Genomic DNA, 24411 nt, shown 5'->3' with positions numbered 1-24411 from the left:
GCGCCTTTTGCTATTTTAGGACTTAAAAAGAGGCTTATGACTAACGCTGGTAGCCTAAGCCTCATTTTAGGAGAAACACGGGGATGAGGTTCCCGCAGGGACACCTCGCCCCGTGGTAGCTCCGTGTATCTCGGTTCTTAAACGATCGGCATTAGGCTTACGACTCTTTTGCAGCACCGTTATCCGCTACCGCAACTTCCGAGAGCAGCGGCAGATACGCGCGGACGCAGAGCCCACCGCGTTCGCTGCATCCAACATCCAGCACGCCATTGTGCGCATCAATAATACGCTGCACAATCGCCAGCCCCAGCCCGGTACCGCTGGTGGTTCGCGCGCTGTCGCCGCGAACAAACGGCTGGAACAGATGCTTCAACTGATCGGGCGCAATGCCTTTTCCATCATCCTCGACCTGAAACCAGACGCGCTGTAGCTCACGTCCGGTACTGACTTTTATCCAGCCGTTACCGTAACGCGCCGCATTCACCACCAGATTCAGCGCCGCACGTTTTATCGAAAGTGAACTGATGCACACCAGCAGCTCGCCGGTAGCAAACTCGCTGTCGATCTGGCGTTCATAGCCGCTCTCCGATGCCACCACTTCACCCATGATGGCATTCAGATCGGCCACTTCCGTCTGCATTTCCTGACCGGTACGCAGGTAGTCGAGGAACTGCTCAATAATCGCATTACACTCTTCAATGTCCTTATTGATCGACTCCGCCAGATAGTCATCTTCCTTACCCATCATTTCGGTCGCCAGACGAATTCGCGTCAGCGGCGTACGCAGGTCATGGCTCACGCCCGCCATTAACAGCGTGCGGTCATCGGCCAGCAGCTTCACGCCGGAGGCCATCTGGTTAAAGGCGCGAGTCACGGAACGCACTTCGGAAGCGCCATATTCCCGCAGCGGCGGCGGAATAATGCCTTTACCGACCTGCAATGCCGCATGCTCCAGTTCAACCAAGGGCCGGTTCTGCACCCGGATAAATAGCCAGGCGCCGCCAATCACCAGCAGCATTATCGCCAGCGTATAGCGGAAGAGCGGCGAGAAATCGCCCTGATGAATTTCAGTGAGGGGAACGCGCACCCAGATATCCGGTGACAGCCAGGTTTTCAGCCACACCACCGGCGTATTTTTGCTGACCTCAACCCGCACATCCGTCGGGCCGCCCAGCTGTTGCGCCATCTGGTCACTCAGAAACTTGTAGTGCTGAGCCCACCGCAGGCCGCTTTCCTCCGCCGCCGCATTGGTGTATAGCGATATACCCAATTCGCGGTAAATCTCACGCCGGAACGCAGGCGGCACCTCAAGCGTGGAGCCATCTTCCAGTTGCAGACTGTCCGTCATCAGCATTCTTACTTCGTATGCCAGCACCTTATTGAACTGCTGCAAACTCGGCAGAATAGCGAAGTTGAGCACCACCAGATAGGTGGTGACCAAACTGACAAACAACAACGTGACAATCAGTAGCAACGTCCGTGCAAATGAGCTGCGCGGAGAAAAGCGCCATTGCATCATGCCTTACTGCCGTCCGGGACAAACACGTAGCCAAGACCCCACACGGTCTGGATATAGCGTGGGTGCGCCGGATCCTCTTCTACCATGCGGCGCAGACGAGAAATTTGTACGTCGATGGAACGCTCCATCGCACTGTATTCACGGCCACGGGCCAGATTCATCAGCTTATCGCGGGACAGCGGTTCACGCGGATGGCTCACCAGCGCCTTCAGCACGGCAAACTCACCGCTGGTCAACGGCATCGGTTCATCATCACGGAACATTTCGCGCGTACCCAGATTCAGCTTGAATTTGCCAAACGCGATAATGGCTTCTTCCTGCGACGGCGCGCCCGGCAGTTCATTCGCCTGACGACGCAGCACCGCACGGATGCGAGCCAGCAGTTCACGCGGGTTGAAAGGTTTAGGAATATAATCGTCCGCGCCGATTTCCAGCCCAACGATACGATCGACTTCTTCCCCTTTCGCCGTCACCATAATGATCGGCATAGGGTTACTCTGGCTACGCAAGCGACGGCAGATGGACAGACCATCTTCGCCCGGCAGCATCAGGTCCAGCACCATGAGGTGAAAGGATTCACGGGTCAGTAAACGGTCCATCTGTTCAGCATTGGCTACGCTACGTACCTGAAAACCCTGCTCAGTCAGATAACGCTCCAATAGCGCACGCAACCGCATGTCGTCATCTACAACCAGAATTTTATAGTTTTCTTGCATTCTCTTTCTCCAAAGGCGTAATAGCGCCGACGCTGCTATTGTTCAGAAACACACGAATTACTGACAGTCGTTTCTGGTATACATTCTAGGCAAAATTGTTACAAAGCATATTAAAATTCGTGTAATCAATCATTTCCTTTGCCGTCAGTCATAAAATAATCGGCGATTTACGGTGGTTTCCGCTCACGAAGAGCGTCATTTATGAAGGCTGTGGGTGATGAAAATTGTCGTTTACGAAGATTATAGTAACGCCGCCGACAATAAAAAGGCACGGTAGCGGCAAAAGCAGGAGAAAGAGAGAAAAGAGAGGACGTTGCCACCCGGATCCAGAGTGGCAACGCAAAGTGATTAACGCATCGCCGTAATTAGCGCATCAGTTCATCCAGCACCACGCTCACCGACGGCAGCGCAGGTTGGAAAAGATGACGCGTGGTCTTGTAGGGAAACAGACCTTTTTCCGTCACAATGGTCTGCATAATCAGATTCTTGCAAAAAGGTTGTCCGGTCTTCCAGTGATAAACGGACACGCGAGGATCCTCATAATCGAGCAGCGCACAGGGGATGTGCTTCAATCCCAGCTCGGTGGCCGCACGTAGCCGATGATTGCCGTCCATAATAATTCCGGTTTCTTTCTCGATAGGCACCGGCGTCGTCCAGCAGCCACAGCGACAAATGTCCTCCATCAGACACTCCACGTTAGACATATCAACATTTTCAGAGGGAAGCAGGAACTGCACGGGCGTAAGAGCGATCTGGTAGGTCATACCTTCAAACATTATCCACCTCCTGACGTAACGGTTACGCGCAGCTCCGACGCAATGCCGGAGCTGCCTCTCATTTACGGCGCAAGACTGACGAAATAGCCCGGCTGGTAGTCAACCGGTAAAAATTGCTGATGAAGCTGGCGGAAAGTGTCATCCGCGTTGAGATCGCGGAATAGATCGGGGTGAAACCACTCAGCCAATTGCTGAATCGCGATGAAATCATAGGGCCCGTTATAAAACTGATGCCAGATGGCATGGAACGCGCGTTTCTGCTTCGCGAGGGTGTTGGTATACGCAGGCCGTCCCAAAAACCATTCAAGCCGCTTGCGCCCTTCAACCACATCCTGCCCCGGCCCCAGCCCAATCCAGCGTCCGCCGGGCACGAAGGCTTCAAAGTTGCCGCTGGTGATCACCACCACTTCCGGATTTTCCACAATCACCTGTTCAGGGTGCATCTGCATAAAAGTGCTCGGCGCATTTTTCGCTGCAACGTTATCGCCACCGGCCAGTTGCACAAACTTACCGAAGTTATCCGGGCCGAAGGTCAGGCAGCATTCATCGGTGTAGCCCCCCAGCCGCTCAATGAACACACGCGGTAAACGCGGCTTTTTCGCCGCCAGCACGTCGGAAACACGTTTTAGCTGCGCCTCACGGAACGCGAGAAACGCCTCGGCGCGCGCTTCCTGATGAAACAACTTGCCGAACAGACGCAGGGTCGGCGCGGTGTTTTCCAGCGGGTGATAGCGGAAATCGACATACACAATCGGAATGCCGACGCTATCCAGTATCCGGTCATAGCCGGCATCGACAATCGCCCGCTGCGCCTCAATATTCATAATGATGACGTCCGGCTTCAGCGATACCGCCTGCTCCACGTCAAACGTTCCTTTCTCCGTGCCGTCGAACGTCGGAATTTTCGCCAGTTGAGGGAAACGATCGCGATACTGGTGCCACGTTGCCGGATCGGACTGAATCAGATCGCGCCGCCAGGCGACAATCCTTTTCGCCGGATCTTCCTTGTCGAGCATCGCGACCAGATAAAGCTGACGCCCTTCCCCCAACATGACGCGCTGCACCGGCGTGTTGACCCTCACCTCACGCCCCAGCACATCCTTAATAAGCGTTGAGGTTTGCGCGGTTTGCTCGGCCTGCGCCACCAGCGGCGACAGACCGACCATCAACAGCGCACTCAGCAATAACCGACGGCAATATTGCCGCGTCCAACGATTACACATTTTCGATATTTCCCTTCGTCGAGAGAGAGTCATGTTTTTCCGCCTGTCTCCGCAGACGTCGTAGCAGCATCAGCGAGACCAGGAAGGTCACCAGATACGCGGCGCCAACGCAGAAGAACAGCGAACGTAGTCCGGGGGAGTAGAGCACCACTCCGCCCAAAGCAATGCCCAGAATCGAGGCAAACTGGCTGACGCTTTGCGCCACACCGAGTATGTAACCCTGCTGCCCCGCCCCCGCCGCGCGGGAAATCAGCGCCATCAGAACCGGCGTCGTCGCCCCCAACAGCACGCCCCACAGGAAATAAAGCGGGATGAAAATCGCGATATTCAGGATCGTCGCGGCCGTCAACGTCACGATGGCGCAGGCCAGCATAACCACACACAGGCGGCTCAGCGTCTGGGATAGCGAGAGGTTTTCAAAATAGCGCGCCCACAGCGATGCAGAGACAATCACACCGGTCGCCTGCAAGCCATAGCACAGGCCGATAACCCACTTATCCACCTGAAAGAAGCCGTCCATATAGAGAGAAAACGGCGTTTGCGGAATCATCCGGCTGGCCAGCAACAGGCCGGAAATCAGCAGCAGGCCGGAAATCGGCGACAGCGCCCAAAGCCGACTGCGCGGTGTGCTTTTCTCCTGTGCATCCGCAGGCAGAACCGCAGGGACATCGGGGGCGACATGCGGCAGGAACAGCGCCACGGTAATGCCGCACAGCGCACACAGGATCGCGGCGCTCAGGTTGATCCAGAAGAAGTTCAGGTAGTCGAGGATCAGCCCGCCGACAATCGCCCCCAGCAGCGATCCCACGTTGGTAGACACCTGAAGCCAGGCGAACAGCCGTGTACGCTGTAACGGACTGACGACCGCGACGCCGTAGGCCTGCGCGGGCGCGATATACCCCGCACAGGCACCCTGAATAAAACGCAGCGCGACGATCGTCCAGATGTCATTGGCCCACGCCAGCCCGAGCTGGGTTAACGCCAGCCCGAACAGCGCGCGGATCATCATGGCTTTATTGCCCAGCCGATCGCCCATTCGTCCCCAGAAGGCGCTGGTCAGCATAATGCCCAGCATCGGCCCGATGTACACGGCAATCCCCGCGATACTCAGTTCCGCACCGGACGACATACTTTCCAGATGCAGCGGCCAAAACGGCCCACTCATCTCCATCGCCCCCATCGCCACCAGCTGTACGACAAACATAAAGTGGATGATGAACGCCACCTGCCCACTCAAGCGCATGTGTCAATTCCTTCTGCTTTCACGACGTCACCCCGTCTCATTTCAGCCACTGTAGCGGGAAATAGTCGGGACGATCCTGCGTGGAAGTGCCCATATAATCGCTGCACCACCGGTAGACTTCCTCAATGTACGGCACGCTAACGGCCAGATTCTCCGCGATGGTCACCAATAGGCTCAGGCCGTAAGCGATATCCTCCTGAAACACCCGATGCTGTGTATCAAACACATACCCGCCCGCGCCATCTTTTCGCAGCGGCAGACCGATGCCGTGGTAAGCCTGATTGCTGCGCAGCACAGAGAGCATCGTGTGCGCATCGGCAATCTGATCGCCATAGGCATCGATAATCTCCTGCTTGAGCGGCAACACTGAATCCAGCCGCACGCCAAGCCGCGTCTCCAGTGCCGCACACAGTTGCTGGTTCTCCTCGTCCATACGTTCCAGATAATAGGCACCGAGTTCCGGGCAATGATTCCACCAGCACAGCGGCTGTGAGAGCGGTCGGGCGTGCCACTGTCCATAGGGACCAATCAGGCCATAAATCACCGCACTGTGCATAATCGGGTTACCCGGCGTCAGCGTGATCTCCAGATAATCCGGTAACAGCACCACTGGCGCAGAATAGAGCCGTTGCAACAGCGCCATCAGCGCCTGCTGGCTCGCAGCCGTTTCACGCCGATGCGTGGCGACATACAGCGTGGCCTTTTCGCCGCCCATTTTGATCGACTGACCCGGCAGCAAATCAAACGCAATGTGCGCAACGTCCTTCATGCCCCAAATCACCGCGTTCGGACGAGCGGCCAGCTCACGTTCGGCCAGCCAGTCAAAGCCGCAAAAACCGGGGATGGCGCCAACGTAAACCGGTTTGTTGGCGGGTAGATGAGGAACAATCCGCGCCAGAAGATCGGCGCGGAAGTTAGCGGGAACGGTGATGATAACGACATCCGCATCGCGGCAAGCTTCCGCCGGATCGCAGGTCACACAGTCCGGCGTGGCTGTCAGCGTCTCGCCATCTGGCAGCAATGCGTGTAGCCGTTTACCGTGCTGCTGATAGGCTTCCGGCAAGCGCGGATGGCTGCCCAACAGCGTCACCCTGACGTCCGGCAGTTGCTTAAACAGTACCGTGGTGAGATGGCCGGTCTTACCGGCCCCGCAAATCACCACGTTAAGCGGCTGCCCGCTTAGCGCTTCGGTCATCCTTGACTCCTTAGCTTGCCTGCTCCAGAGAAATCGCGTTGCCCAGCCAGCGATCCAGATCGTGCCATACGCCGCTATCCGTCAGATTACGCGCCGCCAGCCACTCTTCGTTAAACACCGTATGCAGGTATTTTTCACCGCCATCGGCAATCGCCAGCACAACGTTGCCGCCGATGCGATCCTGATAGATCAGCTCCAGCGCTTTATAGATCACCCCGCCCGTCGAGCCGCCGACCAGCAGGCCGTAATGGCGCGCGATATAGCGTGCGGTTTCAAACGCCTGCGCATCCGAAACCTGCTCGCCACAGTCGATGCAGCTGTAATCCAGCACCAGCCCGACGGTATCTCCGGCGGGCGTACCGGTGCCAGACTGGTAGTAAGGTTTGCCGGGGTGGCCGAAGACAATAGAACCCACCGGTTCAACGGCAATGGTCGTAATATCCGGGTTATGGACTTTCAGGCCGTGTGAAATACCGGTCATCGATCCGCCAGTGCCCACACAGCCGACAAACGCGTCGATCTTGCCAATCTGACTGAACAGCTCACGCACAAAATCAGCATAGCCACCCGCATTCGCCGCGTTGTCCGATTGGTTCATAAACACCGCGCCGGGTATTTCCTGCGCCAGCTGTGCCGCCATACGCTGGCGTTCCACCACCGCCACTTCATCTTCACCGTAATCGCCGGAGACGTAGCGAATTTCCGCACCGAGCGCACGCATGATGGCAATTTTGTCCTGTGCCGCGTGGTGATCGACCACGGCGATAAAGCGCAGGCCATATTCGATCGACGCCAGCGCCAGCCCGATACCGGTATTACCCGACGACGACTCGACGATAGTGCCGCCGGGGCGAATTTTGCCTGACTTCAGCCCGGCGACAATCATGTTGCGCGCCATGCGATCCTTCATGCTGCCGCCGGGATTGTTCTTCTCCACTTTTAAAAACAAACGCGTATCCCCATAGGGAACCGGAATTTGTATAACGGGGGTATTACCAATCAAATCAGTTACTTTATTCAGGATCATGGTTCTGCTCCATTCAGTTATCACTGGAAAAAATCAGCTCACCTTTCTTACCTTTGAACGCACACAAGCGTGCAGGCAGCGGATGTCGATGAAACGCGTTCTCCAGCAGGTCCATCTGGTATCCCGCCGTATTCGCGTAAATCAGTAAATCGCCTGGCTGCGGCACGGTTCGAAAATGAATCAATCGGTTCGTAATGACATCGTCGTCCAGACAGCTGTGCCCGGCGATCCAGGCTTTGCCCGGCGTCGGAGGGGTGTCTTTTTTGACGGAAAAAACATGCAGAGGATCAATCAAAAACTCAGAGTTAAACCAGGTTTCACACGCGCTAAAACTACTGCCTTCCACAAACACGACGTGGTTGCCATCCGGCTGGCGGCGCGTGCGTGTGACGCGAAACACGGTAATCGCACTTTGGTCGGCCAGGCTACGTCCCGGCTCAATCGCCAGAATCAGGCCGTGCTGTCTGAGCACGTCTGCCACACGGGTATCCCCGATTGAGGCTGACAGAAATGCCTCAAGATAATCCGCTGCCGAATGCTCGCCGCCATACGGGTAAAACGAGGTCGGCACCTGACCGTGGCGATAATCTGCCGCATTCTGCTTCGCTAAATAATCCTGATAGCGTGAAGCCGAAAGATATTGAATCGGCAATCCTCCGCCGATATCAATAATCGCGGGCTGCAATCCCTTTGCGCGCGCCCGCTCCAGTAATGGCAGTACCTCAGCAAATGCCGCCACGCGGGTATCGGGATCATAGCCGCCGAGATGGAAATGGAAGCCTTCCAGATGAAGCACAGCCTGTCTGGTGCTCAACGCCTCCAGACAGATTGCAACCTCATCGGCCAGCATGCCAAACCGACTGGCCTGCGCGAACGACGGGCGATAGCGCAGCAGAACCCGCACGGGCTCCGTCACGCCTAGTAAATCCGCCAGCGCGAGCACCTCGTCGAACTCTTCCGGTGAATCCAGCACGATAAGAGCGCGGTGATGAACCAGCGCCGTCAGGAACTCGCGCGTTTTCGCTGGGCCGGTGGCGCACAGTCGCGCGCCGTCGCAGCCAGCCCGCAGGGCATCTTTCAGCTCCTGTAAACTGGAAACATCCACGCCGACGCCCGCGTTAACCGCCGCCTGTACCAGCCCCGGTGATTTATTCACCTTCGCGCCGTAGTACAGACGGCAGTCCACATCGTGGCGCTGCAACACCGTTCGCAATGCCGCGATATTGTTGGCTACCGTGTGCGGCCAGACAATATTCAGCGGCGACCCATACTGCTCAACCAGCCATGACAACCTTTGCGGCGAGTTGAAAAGAAACCGCTCAATCTCACTATCCAGATAAGGCGTCAGTCTCTCAGGCCAGTGGGCCTGTGCGACAGCGGGGGAAGACACTGCGGCAAAGCTAAACAGGTTGCTCATCGCTATCTCCTTAACGTTCGGTTTCTGAAAAATGCCTATCCTTAGAAATCAACCGCGACGGACAACATCAGCGTCCGCGGCGTGCCTTGCGATACCGTGCTGAACGACGTCACGCCAGACCAGTAATTGCGGTCAAAGGCGTTAAGGACATCCGCGCGGAACGTGGTGGGCGCGTTGTAGATTCGCGTCTTGTAACGCGCGCCGAAATCAACGGTGGTCCAGGAAGGAATGGATTGGGTATTGATGGTGTTGACGTTCTGCTTCCCGTTATGGGTGACGTTGGCGTTCAGCGTCAGATCGCGCAGGAACGGCAGGTCATACTCCACGCCGGCGTTCGCCTGAAAACGCGACGTACCCGGCGCACGCTTGCCCTGTGCACCCAGCGTCACGCTTTTGGTCAACTCGGCATCCAGCAGCATCACGCCACCGGTCAGACGCAGGTCTTCCAGCGGTGAACCGACGACATCCAGCTCGATACCCCGATTGCGCTGTTCGTTAGCGGTAACGAACTCACTCCCCGCCCCGTTAACCAGCGCGCCGCTCGGCTTAGTGATCTGGAAGACGCTCAGCGTGGAGATCGTCCCCAGCGCGTCCACTTTCACCCCGGCCTCGTACTGCTTGCTCTTATACGGCGCAAGCACCTGACCCGGATTGCTCGCATTCGCAGGCGCAATATCTCCTTTGCTCAGCCCCTCAATGTAGTTGGCGTAGAGCGAGACGTGCTGCCAGGGTTTCACTACCACACCGACCATCGGCGTGATCGCATTTTTGTCGTAGGACGATGATGGTGCGCTATTACCAGGAACAAAGTTATCCGACTTGATCTGTTGATAACGCAGCCCGCCCGTCACTTGCAACGCATCGTTCCAGAAGCCGAGCGTATCCGCCAGTGCGATACCTGACAGCGCGGTGGAAGAACGTTTATACACGCTTGGCGGAGCAGCGACATTCTGTGCAGGTGAAGAAACCGGATTGTAAATATTTGAGGTAATTGCTGTTCCGTTGCCGATACCGGTCGCCTGACGATCGCGATAGTAGCTGGTCTGTGCCGACAGCTTGTGCGTCACCGAGCCCGTTTCCACATCCGCGCGAACCCCCGTCGCCAGCGTGTAGCGACTGGTAGTAAAGCGATAATTCCCCACGGCGGAACTCACATCGCCATTATTATTCGTGACCTGCGGCACCTGCTCCGACAGTCGGCTCACGTGTGCGCTGGAACCACCCAAATCGGTAAACCAGGTAACGTTATCCGCCAGATCGTATTCGGTATGCAGCAGCACCGACTGATCTTTGGAGTGCCAGAAGCCCCACGGCTGGGAAATATTGGTGTTGCCATCCGGCGCGTCAGGTACGGTCACTCCCGCCGCGAACGAATAAGGTCGCGATGGCGCACGGGTTTTCAGGTGCTGCGTGATGAGATCCAACGTGGCACGGAAACGTTCTGACGAGAAATCCAGCCCAAGCGCGCCAACCTGTGTACGTTTGTCGCTACCATCCCACACCGTGTCGCCGTAGCCGTAATTCCCGTTAAAACGCACACCGAGTAGATTGTTATTGTCGAGTGCATAGACGCGGGAAATATCCGCATGCTGCGTAAGTTGGGAATCAGACTGCCAGCTGGTGGTGAGGCGGGTCAGATTGCCGACGGTGGTCGGGCGTTTGGTGACGGCGTTAATCACGCCGCCCACGCTGCTATTAGGCGACAGCCCGTACAACAGCGCTGATGGTCCTTTCAGCACTTCCACCCGCTCGATGTAGTCGGTCATCAGCTGATAGTTAGGGGCGACGCCGTAGACGCCGTTCATGGCGATGTCGCTCAGATTTCCTTCATTGAGTGGAAAACCGCGAATATAGTAGGAGTCCAGCAGACCGCCCTGAGAACTGCTCACCCGCACCGATGCGTCATGCGCGACCACCTGCCCCAGCGTCTGCGCCTGTTTATTTTCAATAAACGATGAGGTCATGTTGCTGACGTTAAACGGCGTATCCATCACGTCCTTTTTGCCCAGCAGCCCGGTACTGGACGACCGCGCCGACATGCCGCCCGCCACCAGCCCCTGTACGGCTTCCGCATTTTTGGCTTCCACCACGATAGTGGAATCATCGCGCTCGCCCGTTGCAGCCTGCGCGGGTATCACGATGCCGCTTAGCACAGCCGTTACGGCGATGGCCAACGCGGAGGGGATAGGAAAACGCGTTTTCCCGGTAGGTGGAGTGAAGTTCTTCCTGGCGTTCATCAACTAAGTTATCCATCTCAAAATGAGGATTGAAAAAAGATGCTCCCGTTTTTTCAGCCTGTGAGGCGGGAGCATCGCCATACATCACGATCCGATGCGGGTGTCTTCTTCCTCAGTGAGGAAGGGATTGCTCAGACCGTGCTGAATCCGGTAGTCGCGGTATTCCTGGATATGCATGCGCAGCAACGAACGCGTATACCAGGGCTGGGTCAAAAACATGTCGCGTTCGGTCTGCCACAGCGCGCCATCAACACGCGATTTCACCGCGTCAAACGCCGCGGCGGTTTCTTCTTTCATCACCTGCCACAGCCGGGCATCGGCAAAGCCGTATTCCGCGCTGAGCGCCAGCGCCAGTTCATGCAGGTGGCTGACAAAGCAGGCATCGACGACAAACATCCGCACTGGCTCGATATCGCCTTCAAACACCGTGGGCAGAATGCCGGGCCAAACGTAAGGTTGCAGGTGATAGCCGCGCTGACGCAGCAGCGGTACGTAGGTGCGCCCGTCGCCGAAATCACGGATTAATAATCCCTGCGCGACGCCTTCCGGTGAAAAGAGGATCTGGCTGTTCTGCTGATGCGCTTCCAGCCCGATGCCGTACAGCAGATAGATAGCGATGACGGGCCGGGTCACGGCGCGGACGTATTGGCGGAACCACGCCTCGGGGCCAAGCCCGGACAGCGTCACCAGCTCGGTGAACAACGGCTGGTCGCGGTGAGGCAGCGCCGTAAACAGCGTGGCGACGGTCACGGGCAGCGCGCCGTCAGCACGTTCATAGGCGTGCGCATCACGGAACACGACGGAGAGATGCTTGCCCGGTGCGTCATCCTGATGCACCGCGTGCTTGTAGTGGAACGCCGCCTCTTCGCGGAAAAATTCCAGCCGCTGCTCAAATCCGCCTTCCTGCGCCAGAATCGCTTCGATAATGGTGCTGATACGTGGCCCCATGTGGATCGATTTCGCCTGTAGGCTGCGCATTTCGCTGGTCATCCAGATGGCGACAGGCAGTTTGATGAAAGGAGAAGCAGGCGGTTCAATGGGCAAAACCGTGCGGAACGACATCCCCGGCAAGGTGATGAGATCGGGGCCGTCGGTAAGCAGAATGCCTTCGGCGATCTCATCCGCGTAGTGGGATTTCACCCAGTTTTCCAGATGCCAACTGTGAATAGGCAGCGGGAGCCACTGTGTTTCATCCAGCCCTTGTTGGTTCAGGCGCTGCTTCCAGTCCTGCCAGAGCGCGGGGAACGCCTGAGCAAACCACGCATGAAAATCATCGACGTGTGGCATACATTCCACATATGCCATATCGCGGCGCAGCGCGGTAATACGCAGCGGCACGCGGGCATTGAATTCGGGTGATAGCTGTTGGACGTCTTCGTCACTCAGCCCCGGACGGGATTTCCAGGTCGGGTAGTAAGGGTGGCCTTCCAGCGAACCCCACTGATCGAGAAACATGGCAGCATCGCGAATGCTGAGCTGCCGACGCAGCCACGGCGTGAAATGGTTCTGCCCGTCCCGCTGCATGGCATCAGCCACCTCAGTGCGCCACTGGCACCGATAGCGGCGGGCGTTGGTATCATTACGAATGCTGTTACCGACGTCTTTTTTCAGGCCACTGATGCCGCTTTCTTCAGGATGAAAATCGAAACTGTCGCGAAGTAAATCAATCAATCGCTCGTGGCTGGTAACGGGAAAAGACGTCCCATCGGAATGAATGAGATAAATATTTCCATTATTAATATACGTGTTTGCCGGTGATGAGGAAATATCATCAAATTTCAATATACCTTTACCACCCTGCAAAATTAGCGTTGCCTCCCTGGTATTAACCTTAATAAAACTCAGGTCATTTTTATTCAAAATCCCTTCTGCGAAAAAGCAGCGAATCAATCGCCTTAACGCATTTTTATTTGAGTAATCAGAGAGAAAATCATCTGCATTCCGATGTATATCCCTGTGTTTAACGTCGTCAGCCTTGATATTCATAACCACTCCTCATACCGATAAAACAAGTAAAAATTGATTGCAGTAACGTATAAAAGGGTGTCATTAAAGCTCGGGTTAACACATCCCGAAACTTAATAAAAATGTCGTGATAGATGGATTGAAAAATAATGAACGGAAAGCTAGCATACCACTAACGTCAATGTAAATAGGTATCATTCTTATTCGCAATTAATTAGTTACATTTTAATAAAATATCTTTAAATCAATTAATTAATAAAAGGAGAGCAGCATGGAACACGCTAAAACCTATCTCTTTGTGCCGGGTAATGCGCCCCACCGCTTTCAACATGCCGTCAGCTGCGGGGCCGATGCCGTGATATTTGATTTAGAAGATGCTGTTCATCCTGATGAGAAAAATCAGGCCAGAGAAAATATTATCCAGTGGGATAAAAACGATACTCCCGTCTCTGAAATAAATTGCAAAAGATATATACGTTTAAACAAATTTGGTTCAATGGAATTCAGTGAAGACATCGAGTTTCTGAATAAACTCAACAATAAAGAGAAATTAAGAAATAATGTGCCACCCAAACATAAAATAGTCACATGGGAAATTGTTTTACCTAAAATAGAATCCGCAGAAATGCTGAATGACGCACGGGAAATGATAAATCGTAATAGATTGGAAAACGTGAATATTATTGCGATTATTGAAACCGCGCGCGGGTTGCATAATGCAGAAGAAATTTGTGCAGCAGGGGTAGAAAGAGTCGCATTTGGCTCACTGGATTTCTCACTTGATATTCATTGCGATCAATCCCTGCATGCCTTGCTGTATGCCAGAAGCCGTATTGTCGTGGCTTCGAGACTGGCCGATTTGCCCCCGCCAATAGATTGCGTCAATCCTGACTTCACACATTATGACCGGGTGTTAGCCGACGCATTACATGCGCGCTCGCTCGGCTTCTCCGCCAAACTCTGCATTCATCCTTCGCAGATCGATGCCGTTCAGCAGGCGTTCGCGACAGATCGCAGTAAAATTGACTGGGCAAAACAGGTGCTGAAAGCGGCCGAACACAGCTACGCTTTCCAGATAAACGGCGAAATGGTGGATTTACCCGTCATTGAGCAGGCCAGACAGCTATTGCGAGCGCAAAATGTAGATGACTAAACCTCTGGCGCCACTAGGACACGAAGGGGGGCAATGCGCCTGCACAGCTTGCCGCGCGTTCCCCTACGTGCCGCTACCGGGTCGATTATGACTTAACGTAATCAATGGAATTAACGAACCACTCACGCGGGCCGTCTGGCGTATTCACGGTGAATTCCTCATCAACCGCTTTTTTCAGCATGGCGCGCGCCATCGGGGAATCGATCGAAATATAGTCTTTATTGTCGCCGTAGATCTCATCCGGGCCGACAATCCGAAAACGCTTCACATCACCTTGCTCATTCTCGATCTCTACCCAGGCACCAAAGAATACGCTGCCATCCTGCTGCGGCGAATAATCAACGATTTTCAATTCCGTCAGGCATTTTCTCAGGTAGCGCACACGCCTGTCGATCTGGCGCAATAAACGCTTGTTATAGGTGTAGTCTGCATTTTCTGAGCGATCCCCCAGGCTGGCTGCCCAGGAGACAATTTTCGTAATTTCCGGGCGTTTTACATTCCAGAGATGATCATGCTCTGCCCGCAGTTTGTCATACCCCTCGCGGGTAATCAGGTTGGTTTTCAAGTCATTAACCCCGTTAGGCTCTTAGTGCGTACAACATTCTTCGATATTCCCACGTGCACAAATCACGCGTTCATTACACAGATTTACAGTTTTGGCTAATAATCTATCAACAGACATAAATATGTCATTTCTATCCCGTACTTTTAGCCACGGAGAGCTACGGAGAACGATTTATGTTTAGCTTAGACGCCATTCTGCAAGATCTTGCCCCGCATCGCCATACGCCACCCTGGCAGAAAACGGTTTTGCGTTCTCTGCTATTTGAAAATGAAATGCAGCAATTTGCGCGGCGTTACCCGCATTTGAAAGGATTAGATCTGGTCGAACAGATTCTTGACTACTTCAACTTCAATTGTGAAATGGTCGAAGGGGATTTAGAAAATATCCCCAGCCAGGGGCCGGTGGTGCTGGTTGCCAACCACCCGATTGGCTCACTGGACGGTTTGGCGCTACTGCGCACCGTCGCCAGCGTCAGGCCCGATGTCCGCATCGTCGCCAGCCAGCTACTCTCTTATGTCGCCCCGCTCAAAAATCTGTTTTTTTCCGTCGATAACTTCAATAACCGCACCAAACGCCAGCAGGTCAACGCCATCCAGCAGCATCTGGAAGGTGACGGCGCGATCATCGTCTTCCCGGCGGGTGAAGTTTCACGCGCCAGCCTGCAAGGTATTCGCGACGGCCACTGGCATAATGGTTTTATCCGCATGGCGAGCAAAGCCCGTGCGCCCGTGGTCCCGATTCATATCGGCGGACGCAACAGCGCGCTGTTCTATCTCTCATCCATGGTTTATCGCCCGCTGTCCACCCTCTTGCTGGTGAGAGAAATGTTTGGGCAGCGTGACCAAACCCTCAAGCTACGCATCGGTGCCAGAATTCCCTACGCGTCCTGGAGTCAGGGCGAGTGGAACGCTAACGATCTGGCGGCCCGTTTCCGACGTCATGTTTATCGTCTGGGACAAGGAAAGCCCGGCTGTTTTGCCGGTGAAAAACCCATTGCGCTAGCCGAAGACCGCGTGCTGCTGAAGCGCGCACTGTCAGAGTGTGAAACGCTGGGCACCACGCCGGATGGCAAAATTGTCTATCTCTACCGTCGCGGTGAGGAAGATTACGTGCCGCTATTGCGCGAACTCGGACGCCTGCGCGAAATCGCCTTCCGGGCCGTGGGCGAAGGCTCCGGACAACGCCGCGATCTGGACAGCTACGATGATGACTACCTGCACCTGATCCTGTGGGACGATCGCGAACTGGAGATTGTCGGAGCCTATCGCTTTGTCTCGACGGCAAGCCTGATCGCCGAAAAAGGGAAAAGCGGTCTCTATAGCCACAGCCTGTTCCAGTACGGTGACGAAATGGATCCGATACTGGCGTCGGGCATTGAACTGGGGCGCAGTTTCATTCAGCCCAAATATTGGGGTAAACGCGGGCTGGATTATCTCTGGCTGGGCATTGGTGCCTATCTGGCGCGCTATCCGGAACACCGCTACCTGTTCGGTCCGGTGTCACTTTCCGGCACCTTGCCGCCTCATGCACGCGATTTACTGGTTGCGTTTTATCGCCTGCACTTCACGCCCGATCAGCCGCTGGCTACGTCGCGTCGCCCGTATCCGGCCTCGCTGCCTGATGTGCTGAAACAGTTTGAAGGAACGGACTACCAACAGGATCTCACGCGGCTGAAAAGCATGCTCAGTAACATGGGCTGCGCTATCCCCACGCTCTACAAGCAATATTCAGAGCTGTGTGAACCGGGAGGCGTGCGGTTTATCGACTTCGGCATCGACCCCGATTTCAATAACTGCATCGACGGTCTGGTGCTGGTCGACCTGCAACAGCTGAAAGAATCACGCTATCAGCGCTATATCGCTCCATTTGTCAGCGACAATGCTTCTTGATTGACCGGTGCGTTAGCTTATAACGGGCTAACGCACCACACTTCCCCCGTATTTTGTCTCTCAGATCACACATTTCATACGAAATCCCGCTTACCGTAATTTACGTGATCAACTGAACGCTTTTCTTGCCGATATTAAAGATATTCTTATCGATATGTTTTTGAGCGCGGGAGTTACCGATGTATCCCGAAAATGCGAAACATAGCTATAATTCCTTGTCATTACTTGCATCGATTACGATAGCAAGCCCCCTCCGTTATGCCTTCATAGCATGTCAAAAAATTAAGGATGTTTATGAATATGCTGAACAGAATCAAACTCGGCAAGATGCTGGGTATGGGATTTTCTCTGGTTATCATCATCAGCCTGATGGTGGCATTCTTCGGACGACTCCAACTGGTTGGGCTGGGTAACGATATCAACCGGCTTTCCGGCACTACGCTAGCGAATATGCTATTGATTCAGGAAGTGAAAGCCGGTTTTGACGCCAATGCTCGCCTGATCCGCAACATTGCAATCAGCACCGACCCTGAGCAAATCAGGCAGGAAAAGCAGTTCGTTGATGAGCAAATCGCCCGCAACACCGCCAATCTGAAAAAACTGGGGCAACAGCTGGATACCGAAGGCACCAGCGCGCTGCTGAAACAGTTTCAGGATACCCGTCCGCCGTACCTTGCGGCTTTTTTGAAAGCCATGGAACTGGTGCAATCCACCGATCCACAACTGCGTCTACAGGGTAATGCCATTATTCTCAATGAGATGCAGACGGCACAAAATGCGCTGTTCAAAGTGCTGGACGCGATGATGGCCTCACAGCAGCAGGATACCAACGAAATTGTCAGCAACGCACAGTATGGCGCACAGTCCGGCAGCGTTATTATGCTGATCCTCGCCCTTGCCGCCGCCGCGATGGCCGCGGTCGTGGCCTGGCTGATTACCCGCACGCTGAAAAATCAGCTGGGTGGTGAACCACTCTACGCGACCCACGTTGCCCGGCAGGTGGCCGATGGCGACCTGGCCGTTGATATCCACATCAAGCCGGATGACCACAGCAGTCTGTTAGCCACGATGCGCCACATGAGTAATAATCTGGGCGATATCGTCGAACAGGTGCGGCAGAGCAGCGAAGCCATCGCTTCCGGCTCCAGCCAAATCGCCGCTGGCAGCGAAAACCTGAGCCAGCGTACGGAAGAGCAGGCGGCCAGCCTGCAGCAAACGGCCGCCTCAATGGAGCAGATGAGTCAGGCGATTCGTCAGAATGCGCATACCGTGCGTAGCGCCACTCAGCTTGCCAGCCAGGCCAGCGAAACGGCAACCAAGGGCGGCGAGGCGATCGGCGATATGGTGATTACCATGAAAGAGATCTCCGACAGCTCACACAAAATCCGCGACATCATCAGCGTCATTGACGGCATCGCTTTTCAGACCAACATTCTGGCGCTGAATGCGGCAGTCGAAGCCGCACGCGCAGGTGAACAAGGCCGCGGCTTCGCCGTGGTGGCGGGAGAAGTGCGTTCACTGGCGCAGCGTTCCGCCTCCGCCGCCAAAGAAATCGCGGTGCTGATCAACACCAGCGTCGAAAAAGTGGAAGCGGGCAACCATCTGGTTGAAGACACCGGCAGCACCATTGATGAACTGGTGCGTCAAGCACGCAGCGTGGCAGATTTAATCAGCGAGATCGGGACAACCACGCAGGAACAGGAATCCGGTATTTCGCAAATTCATGATGCGGTGAACCAGCTCGATCAGGTTACCCAGCAGAACGCGACGCTGGTGGAAGAGTCCGCCAATGCGGCAACCAGCCTGCGCGAGCAGTCATCCCACCTGGTTACGCTCATGAACCATTTCCACCTGCGCGGCACGCCGGCAGTCCGTCCGGCACCGATGGAGAAGAAGGCGCAACCGGCTCGTTTAGCCCTCGCGCCAGTCGGCAACACACAGGATAACTGGGAAAAATTCTAGGCTTATCCCTGTCAGCCATCACCATGATGCCACAACATAGGCATCATGGTGATCGTCACACTACTGCTCTAATTGGAAACTTTTTGGAAATATCAGTCTTTTTTGGAAACGTAATCACGGCGCGGCTGCCCGGTATAAATTTGGCGCGGACGGTAGATGCTAATTTCTTCCTGCTTGTGCATCTCATCCCAATGCGCAATCCAACCAATCGTCCTGCCGACGGTGGAAATCACCGTAAACATGGACGGCGGTAGCCCCATCGCTTTCAGAATGACCGACGTATAGAAATCGACGCTCGGATAAAGTCTATTCTCCAGAAAATACGCATCGGTCATGGCGATATGCTCCAGTTCCATCGCCACCTGCAACAGGCTGTCTTCCGTACCCAGTTCATTGAGCACTTCGTAACAGGTTTTACGCAGAATCGCCGCGCGGGGATCGAAATGCTGGTAGACCGAGTTACCAAACCCCATCAGGCGGAATGAATCACAGCGATCTTTCGCACGTCGTACGAATTCAGGGACGCGATCGACCGTTTTGATCTCTTCCAGCATGCGCATGCAGGCTTCGTTCGCTCCGCCGTGCAACGGCCCCCACATTGATGCCAACCCGGCCGCAATGCAGGCAAACGGGTTCGCGCCGGAAGAACCAGACGCCCTCACCGCCATCGTTGACGGGCATTGACCATGATCGGCATGCAGAATCAGGATACGGTTCATCGCCCGTTCCAGCACCGGATTCACCTCATATTTCTCCGCCGGAATTGAAAACAGCATGTGCAGGAAGTTGCCGGTATAGGAGAGTGAATTGCGGGGATAAACAGACGGCTGTTCGATGGAATATTTGTAGCACATCGCCGCCAGCGTCGGCATTTTCGACAGCAGCCGCACCGCCGCCAGCTCGCGATGCTCCGCATTATGGATATCCAATACATCGTGATAGAACGCAGCCAGCGCGCCTACCACCGCGCACATCAGCGCCATCGGATGGGAATCGCGACGAAAACCGCTGAACATCCGGGTAATTTGCTCATGCACCAGCGTATGGCGGGTAATGTTGTCGGCAAATTTCGCATACGCCTCCGCCGAAGGCGCTTCGCCATGCAGCAGGATGTAACAGACTTCGGTAAAGTCACACTGCTCAGCAAGCTGTTCGACAGGGAAGCCCCGATGCAGCAGCACACTATTTACCGCATCAATATAGGTAATCGCCGACTCACACCCTGCCGTATTGGCAAAACCGGGATCATAGCTACACAGCCCATTTTCACCAAGCGGGCGAATATCCACCGCCGCTTTCCCCAGCACGCCGGAACGCATTTCCAGCGCGATACTCGCCTGCCCTTCTGCCGTCAACGTGGACGTTCTGACTGTCATGAACCTTTCTCCTGCCCGAATAATGATGTTGTTCTCGTTCGCTCTCACGGGCTTCTGGATAGGTCATTCCGTGCTACACACCCTGATTAACGCGACGCTCAATACGAAACGGCACTCAATTCACCGTGAAACAAGCCAACGTATGTCATACGCTAAAATTGTGCGTGGATTGCAAGAATCTGACGGAATATTGATTTAGGTAAATTTTGTTGCACTGAACAACGCGAGATCATCCGCGTTTTCCAGACGGCAGCGGCTGGCATTTTGCACGCTCAATCCGTATAACTGTCCTCACTGGTTTCACCCACGACTTATTTACTCCACTACTTTTTATTCCACTAATGTGATGACGACTGATATCAGACCTATGAATGATTCATTAAGCCACATCATCGCCAGCGAATTGCAGGCGCGTACGGAGCAGGTGGACGCCGCAGTCCGTCTGCTGGACGAAGGAAATACCGTCCCTTTTATCGCCCGTTACCGTAAAGAAGTGACCGGCGGGTTGGATGACACCCAGTTGCGCCAGCTCGAAACGCGCCTCGGCTACCTGCGTGAACTGGAAGATCGACGCCAGACTATTCTGAAATCCATCGATGAGCAGGGAAAATTAACCCCACAGCTCGCGACTGCCATTAACGGCACGCTGAGCAAAACCGAGCTGGAAGATCTCTATCTGCCGTATAAACCTAAGCGCCGCACGCGTGGACAAATCGCGATTGAAGCCGGTCTGGAACCGCTGGCCGACGGCCTGTGGCAAGATCCAAGCCAGGATCCTGAGCTGACGGCACAGGCTTATGTCGATGCCGAGAAAGGCGTCGCGGACGTGAAAGCTGCACTGGATGGCGCACGTTACATCCTGATGGAACGCTTTGCCGAAGATGCCACGCTGCTGGCAAAAGTGCGTAACTACCTGTGGAAAAACGCGCATCTGGTTTCCCGCGTCGTGGAAGGGAAAGAGGAAGAAGGCGCGAAGTTCCGTGACTATTTCGATCATCACGAACCGATTGCTCAGGTGCCTTCACACCGCGCACTGGCCATGTTCCGTGGACGCAATGAAGGCGTGTTGCAGTTGGCGCTCAACGCCGATCCACAGCACGAAGAAGCGCCGCGTGAGAGCTACTGCGAACAGATTATTATCGACCACCTGAACCTGCGTTTGGGGAATGCGGCAGCAGACAGCTGGCGGCGCGCCGTGATTAGCTGGACGTGGCGCATTAAAGTCCTGCTGCATCTTGAAACCGAACTGATGGGCAGCGTGCGTGAAAAAGCCGAAGACGAAGCAATCAACGTCTTTGCCCGCAACATGCACGACCTGCTGATGGCCGCGCCGGCGGGCATGCGCGCCACGATGGGGCTCGATCCCGGCCTGCGTACTGGCGTAAAAGTCGCGGTGGTGGATGCCACCGGCAAGCTGGTCGCGACCGACACCATTTATCCACACACCGGCCAGGCGGCTAAAGCCGCGACGTCAGTGGCCGCGCTGTGTCGCAAATATCAGGTTGAGCTGGTGGCGATTGGCAACGGTACCGCCTCACGTGAAACCGAGCGTTTCTTCCTCGACACGCAGAAACAGTTCCCGGATATCAACGCGCAGAAAGTGATCGTCAGCGAAGCCGGTGCGTCGGTGTATTCCGCCTCCGAGCTGGCTGCGCTGGAATTCCCCGATTTGGATGTGTCGCTGCGCGGCGCGGTGTCGATCGCCCGTCGTTTGCAGGATCCGCTGGCGGAGCTGGTGAAAATCGACCCGAAATCCATCGGCGTGGGCCAGTATCAGCATGACGTGAGCCAAAGCCTGCTGGCGAAGAAACTGGATGCGGTAGTCGAAGACTGCGTAAACGCCGTCGGCGTTGACCTGAACACCGCCTCCGTGGCGCTGCTGACGCGTGTTGCAGGGCTGACGCGCATGATGGCGCAAAATATTGTGACCTGGCGTGATGAGAACGGTCGCTTCCACAACCGCGAACAGCTGCTGAAAGTCAGCCGTCTGGGGCCAAAGGCCTTTGAGCAGTGTGCGGGCTTCCTGCGCATCAACCACGGCGATAATCCGCTGGATGCCTCTACCGTTCACCCAGAAGCCTATCCAGTCGTGGAGCGCATTCTGGCAGCGACCGAACAGGCATTGCAGGCGCTGATGGGGAACCCTAACGCGCTGCGTAACCTGAAACCGGCAGATTTCACCGATGAGCGTTTCGGCGTACCGACGGTAACCGACATCATCAAAGAGCTGGAGAAACCGGGCCGCGATCCACGTCCTGAGTTCAAAACCGCCAGCTTCGCCGAGGGCGTGGAAACCTTAAACGATCTGCTGCCGGGTATGATTCTGGAAGGCGCGGTCACCAACGTCACCAACTTTGGCGCGTTTGTGGATATCGGCGTTCATCAGGATGGGTTGGTACACATTTCGTCACTGGCCGATCATTTCGTCGATGACCCGCACAAGGTCGTGAAAGCGGGTGATATCGTGAAAGTGAAAGTGATGGAAGTGGACCTGCAACGCAAGCGCATCGCGCTGACCATGCGCCTTGATGAGCAACCGGGTGAGACGTCATCACGCCGTGGCGGTGGCACCGCTCGTGGTGATAACAACGCCTCACCGCGTCAGTCGACAGGCAAATCACGTCCTCGTCCAGCGAATACACCGGCTACAGGTAATAGCGCGATGGGTGATGCGTTAGCCGCCGCCTTTAAAAAGCGTTAATCCTCGTTCTTCTATTATTTAAGACATTCCTGACCTTGTGAAAATAAGGTCAGGAATATTTCCTGCCAAAATATCGCTGTTTTGTTTCCCTAATAAAACTACGTTTTATTTATATTGAAATATTCAACCGTTTCGCGGTTATTTTGTGATCTGCATCTAGGTAAATAAATTACCGTTGCGTTATTATTGTTCTATATAGGAAACCATAGTTTTATATATAGAACAACCATGAATATATTCCAACAGCTCGAACACAGTAAAGCGCCTGCAGCCGTCCGTTTAGTGATGGTGCTTGACTACATCGCCAAACGCGACGAAGCCAGCTTCACTGAGATCTGTACTGATTTATCTATCCCGAAAAGCAGCGTACATCATCTGTTAGAAGTATTGGTGGTGACACAGTTGCTGCGCCAGCGTGCTGACGGCCGTTATGTTTTGGGATTAAGACTGTTTGAGCTGGGCGGTTTGGTCATAAAGAATATCGATCTGCGTAAAGACACCATTAACTTTATGCATGAATTAGTTAAAGAGACGGAATTAACCTGCCATCTCGGTATTCTGGACGGCGATAACGGTTTCTTTCTGAGTAAAGTGGAATCTCCCAAGGCTATTGTAAAAACATCCTGGGAAGGTAAGAAAATTGTTTTTAATCGTATGTCTCTGGGAAAAGTGTTATTAGCTTGGTTGCCACAGGAAAGACTTGAATCGCTCATTGCCGATTGTACCTTCGAGTATCTGACACCCCGGACGATTACCAATAAAACTGATTTTCTACAGCACCTGAAAATCGTCAAAGAGCAGGGCTGGGCCATAGATGACGGCGAAGATATAGAAGAAATCTGCTGCATGGCCGCGCCGATTTTTAACCAAAATGGTGAAGTCATCGCCGCCATCGGCGTTAACGGTATGCAATCACAATATGCGAATGGAAAAAAAGAGAAGCATCTGGCAAGCCTGATTAAAACCAGCAAAGAAATTACCGCTCATATTAACAGCCGGAATATTGATATCAGATAATATATTTTTCGAAAACAGCCATATACCCTAAATAATTCGAGTTTCAGGACAAAAACGGCAAAGCGTTTTTGAACAGCGCTTGCGCTGGCCCCGAAGGGGTGAGGCCTAGGCCGAATAACGCGGCAAGAGAAGGACAAATTCGTCGGGAACGAATTTGACCAGCCAACGGCTGGCCTCCGGTGAGAGACAGGATGTCTCTCCCTCATCCCGATGAGCTTACTCAGGTAAGTGATTCGGGTGACAAATCTGCCGGGAGCAGATTTGAACGCTGCTTGCAGCGGCCCTTCAGGGCGAGGCCCACGACGGGCCGAGTATTTGAACGCAGCCAACGCACATGCAACTTGAAGTATGACGGGTATAGTCAATTTTAATGAGTGACGTCTTGAACGTCATTCAGTCATCGTCACGACATAAAAACCCGTAAGCGCGA

The 24411-nt window shown here is 54.5% G+C and carries 17 protein-coding genes; 5 read left to right on the top strand and 12 right to left on the bottom strand.

All coding sequences use genetic code 11. From position 1 onward, the window contains the following. Positions 1-157 precede the first annotated feature (157 nt). The 10 genes from envZ to WCT94_RS11295 form a co-directional block, all read right to left on the bottom strand. On the bottom strand, positions 158-1519 hold the full coding sequence (gene envZ, locus WCT94_RS11340) for a two-component system sensor histidine kinase EnvZ (protein WP_336869645.1): 1362 nt from the start codon (positions 1517-1519) through the stop codon (positions 158-160). Then, on the bottom strand, positions 1516-2235 hold the full coding sequence (gene ompR, locus WCT94_RS11335) for an osmolarity response regulator transcription factor OmpR (RefSeq protein ID WP_005969424.1): 720 nt from the start codon (positions 2233-2235) through the stop codon (positions 1516-1518). The genes envZ and ompR overlap by 4 nt, the downstream gene beginning before the upstream one ends. 365 nt (positions 2236-2600) lie before the next feature. Beyond that, positions 2601-3011 carry a ParB N-terminal domain-containing protein gene (locus WCT94_RS11330; RefSeq protein ID WP_015841996.1) on the bottom strand — a complete coding sequence of 137 codons (411 nt, stop codon included), beginning with the start codon at positions 3009-3011 and terminating at the stop codon, positions 2601-2603. Positions 3012-3073: 62 nt separating this feature from the next. Beyond that, a complete protein-coding gene (locus tag WCT94_RS11325) occupies positions 3074-4234 on the bottom strand; it encodes an ABC transporter substrate-binding protein (RefSeq protein ID WP_336869644.1) in 1161 nt (386 codons plus the stop codon). Beyond that, a complete protein-coding gene (locus tag WCT94_RS11320; RefSeq protein ID WP_336869643.1) occupies positions 4227-5477 on the bottom strand; it encodes an MFS transporter in 1251 nt (416 codons plus the stop codon). Before WCT94_RS11320 ends, WCT94_RS11325 begins: the two co-directional genes overlap by 8 nt. A gap of 37 nt (positions 5478-5514) precedes the next feature. Then, complete coding sequence (locus tag WCT94_RS11315) at positions 5515-6672, bottom strand: NAD/NADP-dependent octopine/nopaline dehydrogenase family protein (protein WP_336869642.1); 1158 nt, start codon at positions 6670-6672, stop codon at positions 5515-5517. A 10-nt stretch (positions 6673-6682) separates the two neighbouring features. Further along, positions 6683-7699, bottom strand: a complete 1017-nt coding sequence (locus WCT94_RS11310) for a PLP-dependent cysteine synthase family protein (protein ID WP_015842000.1) — start codon at positions 7697-7699, stop codon at positions 6683-6685. Positions 7700-7712: 13 nt separating this feature from the next. Beyond that, on the bottom strand, positions 7713-9116 hold the full coding sequence (locus WCT94_RS11305) for a Y4yA family PLP-dependent enzyme (RefSeq protein ID WP_336869641.1): 1404 nt from the start codon (positions 9114-9116) through the stop codon (positions 7713-7715). A 41-nt stretch (positions 9117-9157) separates the two neighbouring features. Beyond that, entirely contained in the window at positions 9158-11353 is a 2196-nt protein-coding gene (locus WCT94_RS11300; protein ID WP_336869640.1) for a TonB-dependent receptor, read from the bottom strand. A gap of 84 nt (positions 11354-11437) precedes the next feature. Beyond that, the gene (locus WCT94_RS11295; protein ID WP_336869639.1) at positions 11438-13339 is read right to left on the bottom strand and encodes an IucA/IucC family protein; all 1902 of its coding nucleotides are present in this window, start codon (positions 13337-13339) and stop codon (positions 11438-11440) included. A gap of 250 nt (positions 13340-13589) precedes the next feature. Here WCT94_RS11295 and WCT94_RS11290 point away from each other — a divergent pair, with 250 nt between their 5' ends. Next, positions 13590-14471 (top strand): HpcH/HpaI aldolase/citrate lyase family protein, encoded by an 882-nt coding sequence (locus WCT94_RS11290; RefSeq protein ID WP_336869638.1) that lies wholly within the window; start codon positions 13590-13592, stop codon positions 14469-14471. Positions 14472-14556: 85 nt separating this feature from the next. Here WCT94_RS11290 and greB read toward each other — a convergent pair whose 3' ends face one another. Then, positions 14557-15036, bottom strand: a complete 480-nt coding sequence (gene greB, locus WCT94_RS11285) for a transcription elongation factor GreB (protein WP_336869637.1) — start codon at positions 15034-15036, stop codon at positions 14557-14559. A 173-nt stretch (positions 15037-15209) separates the two neighbouring features. Between greB and WCT94_RS11280 the strand changes: the two genes are divergently transcribed. Together WCT94_RS11280 and WCT94_RS11275 are read left to right on the top strand one after the other, a co-directional pair. After that, complete coding sequence (locus WCT94_RS11280; protein ID WP_336869636.1) at positions 15210-16925, top strand: lysophospholipid acyltransferase family protein; 1716 nt, start codon at positions 15210-15212, stop codon at positions 16923-16925. Positions 16926-17219: 294 nt separating this feature from the next. Then, complete coding sequence (locus WCT94_RS11275; RefSeq protein WP_336869635.1) at positions 17220-18887, top strand: methyl-accepting chemotaxis protein; 1668 nt, start codon at positions 17220-17222, stop codon at positions 18885-18887. A gap of 92 nt (positions 18888-18979) precedes the next feature. Here the strand turns inward: WCT94_RS11275 and WCT94_RS11270 are convergent, their stop codons facing one another. Then, positions 18980-20263 (bottom strand): citrate synthase, encoded by a 1284-nt coding sequence (locus WCT94_RS11270; RefSeq protein ID WP_336869634.1) that lies wholly within the window; start codon positions 20261-20263, stop codon positions 18980-18982. A 367-nt stretch (positions 20264-20630) separates the two neighbouring features. On the opposite strand from WCT94_RS11270, the gene WCT94_RS11265 reads away from it, so the two are divergent. Then, entirely contained in the window at positions 20631-22964 is a 2334-nt protein-coding gene (locus WCT94_RS11265) for a Tex family protein (RefSeq protein WP_336869633.1), read from the top strand. 228 nt (positions 22965-23192) lie between these two features. Then, positions 23193-23981, top strand: coding sequence for an IclR family transcriptional regulator (locus WCT94_RS11260; RefSeq protein ID WP_336869632.1), 789 nt, complete (start codon positions 23193-23195; stop codon positions 23979-23981). The last annotated feature ends 430 nt before the right edge of the window (positions 23982-24411 follow it).

The organism is Pectobacterium sp. 1950-15, from assembly GCF_037136835.1.
In the GTDB taxonomy this organism is placed as follows: domain Bacteria; phylum Pseudomonadota; class Gammaproteobacteria; order Enterobacterales; family Enterobacteriaceae; genus Pectobacterium.
This window is presented reverse-complemented; position numbering and strand designations above follow the sequence as displayed.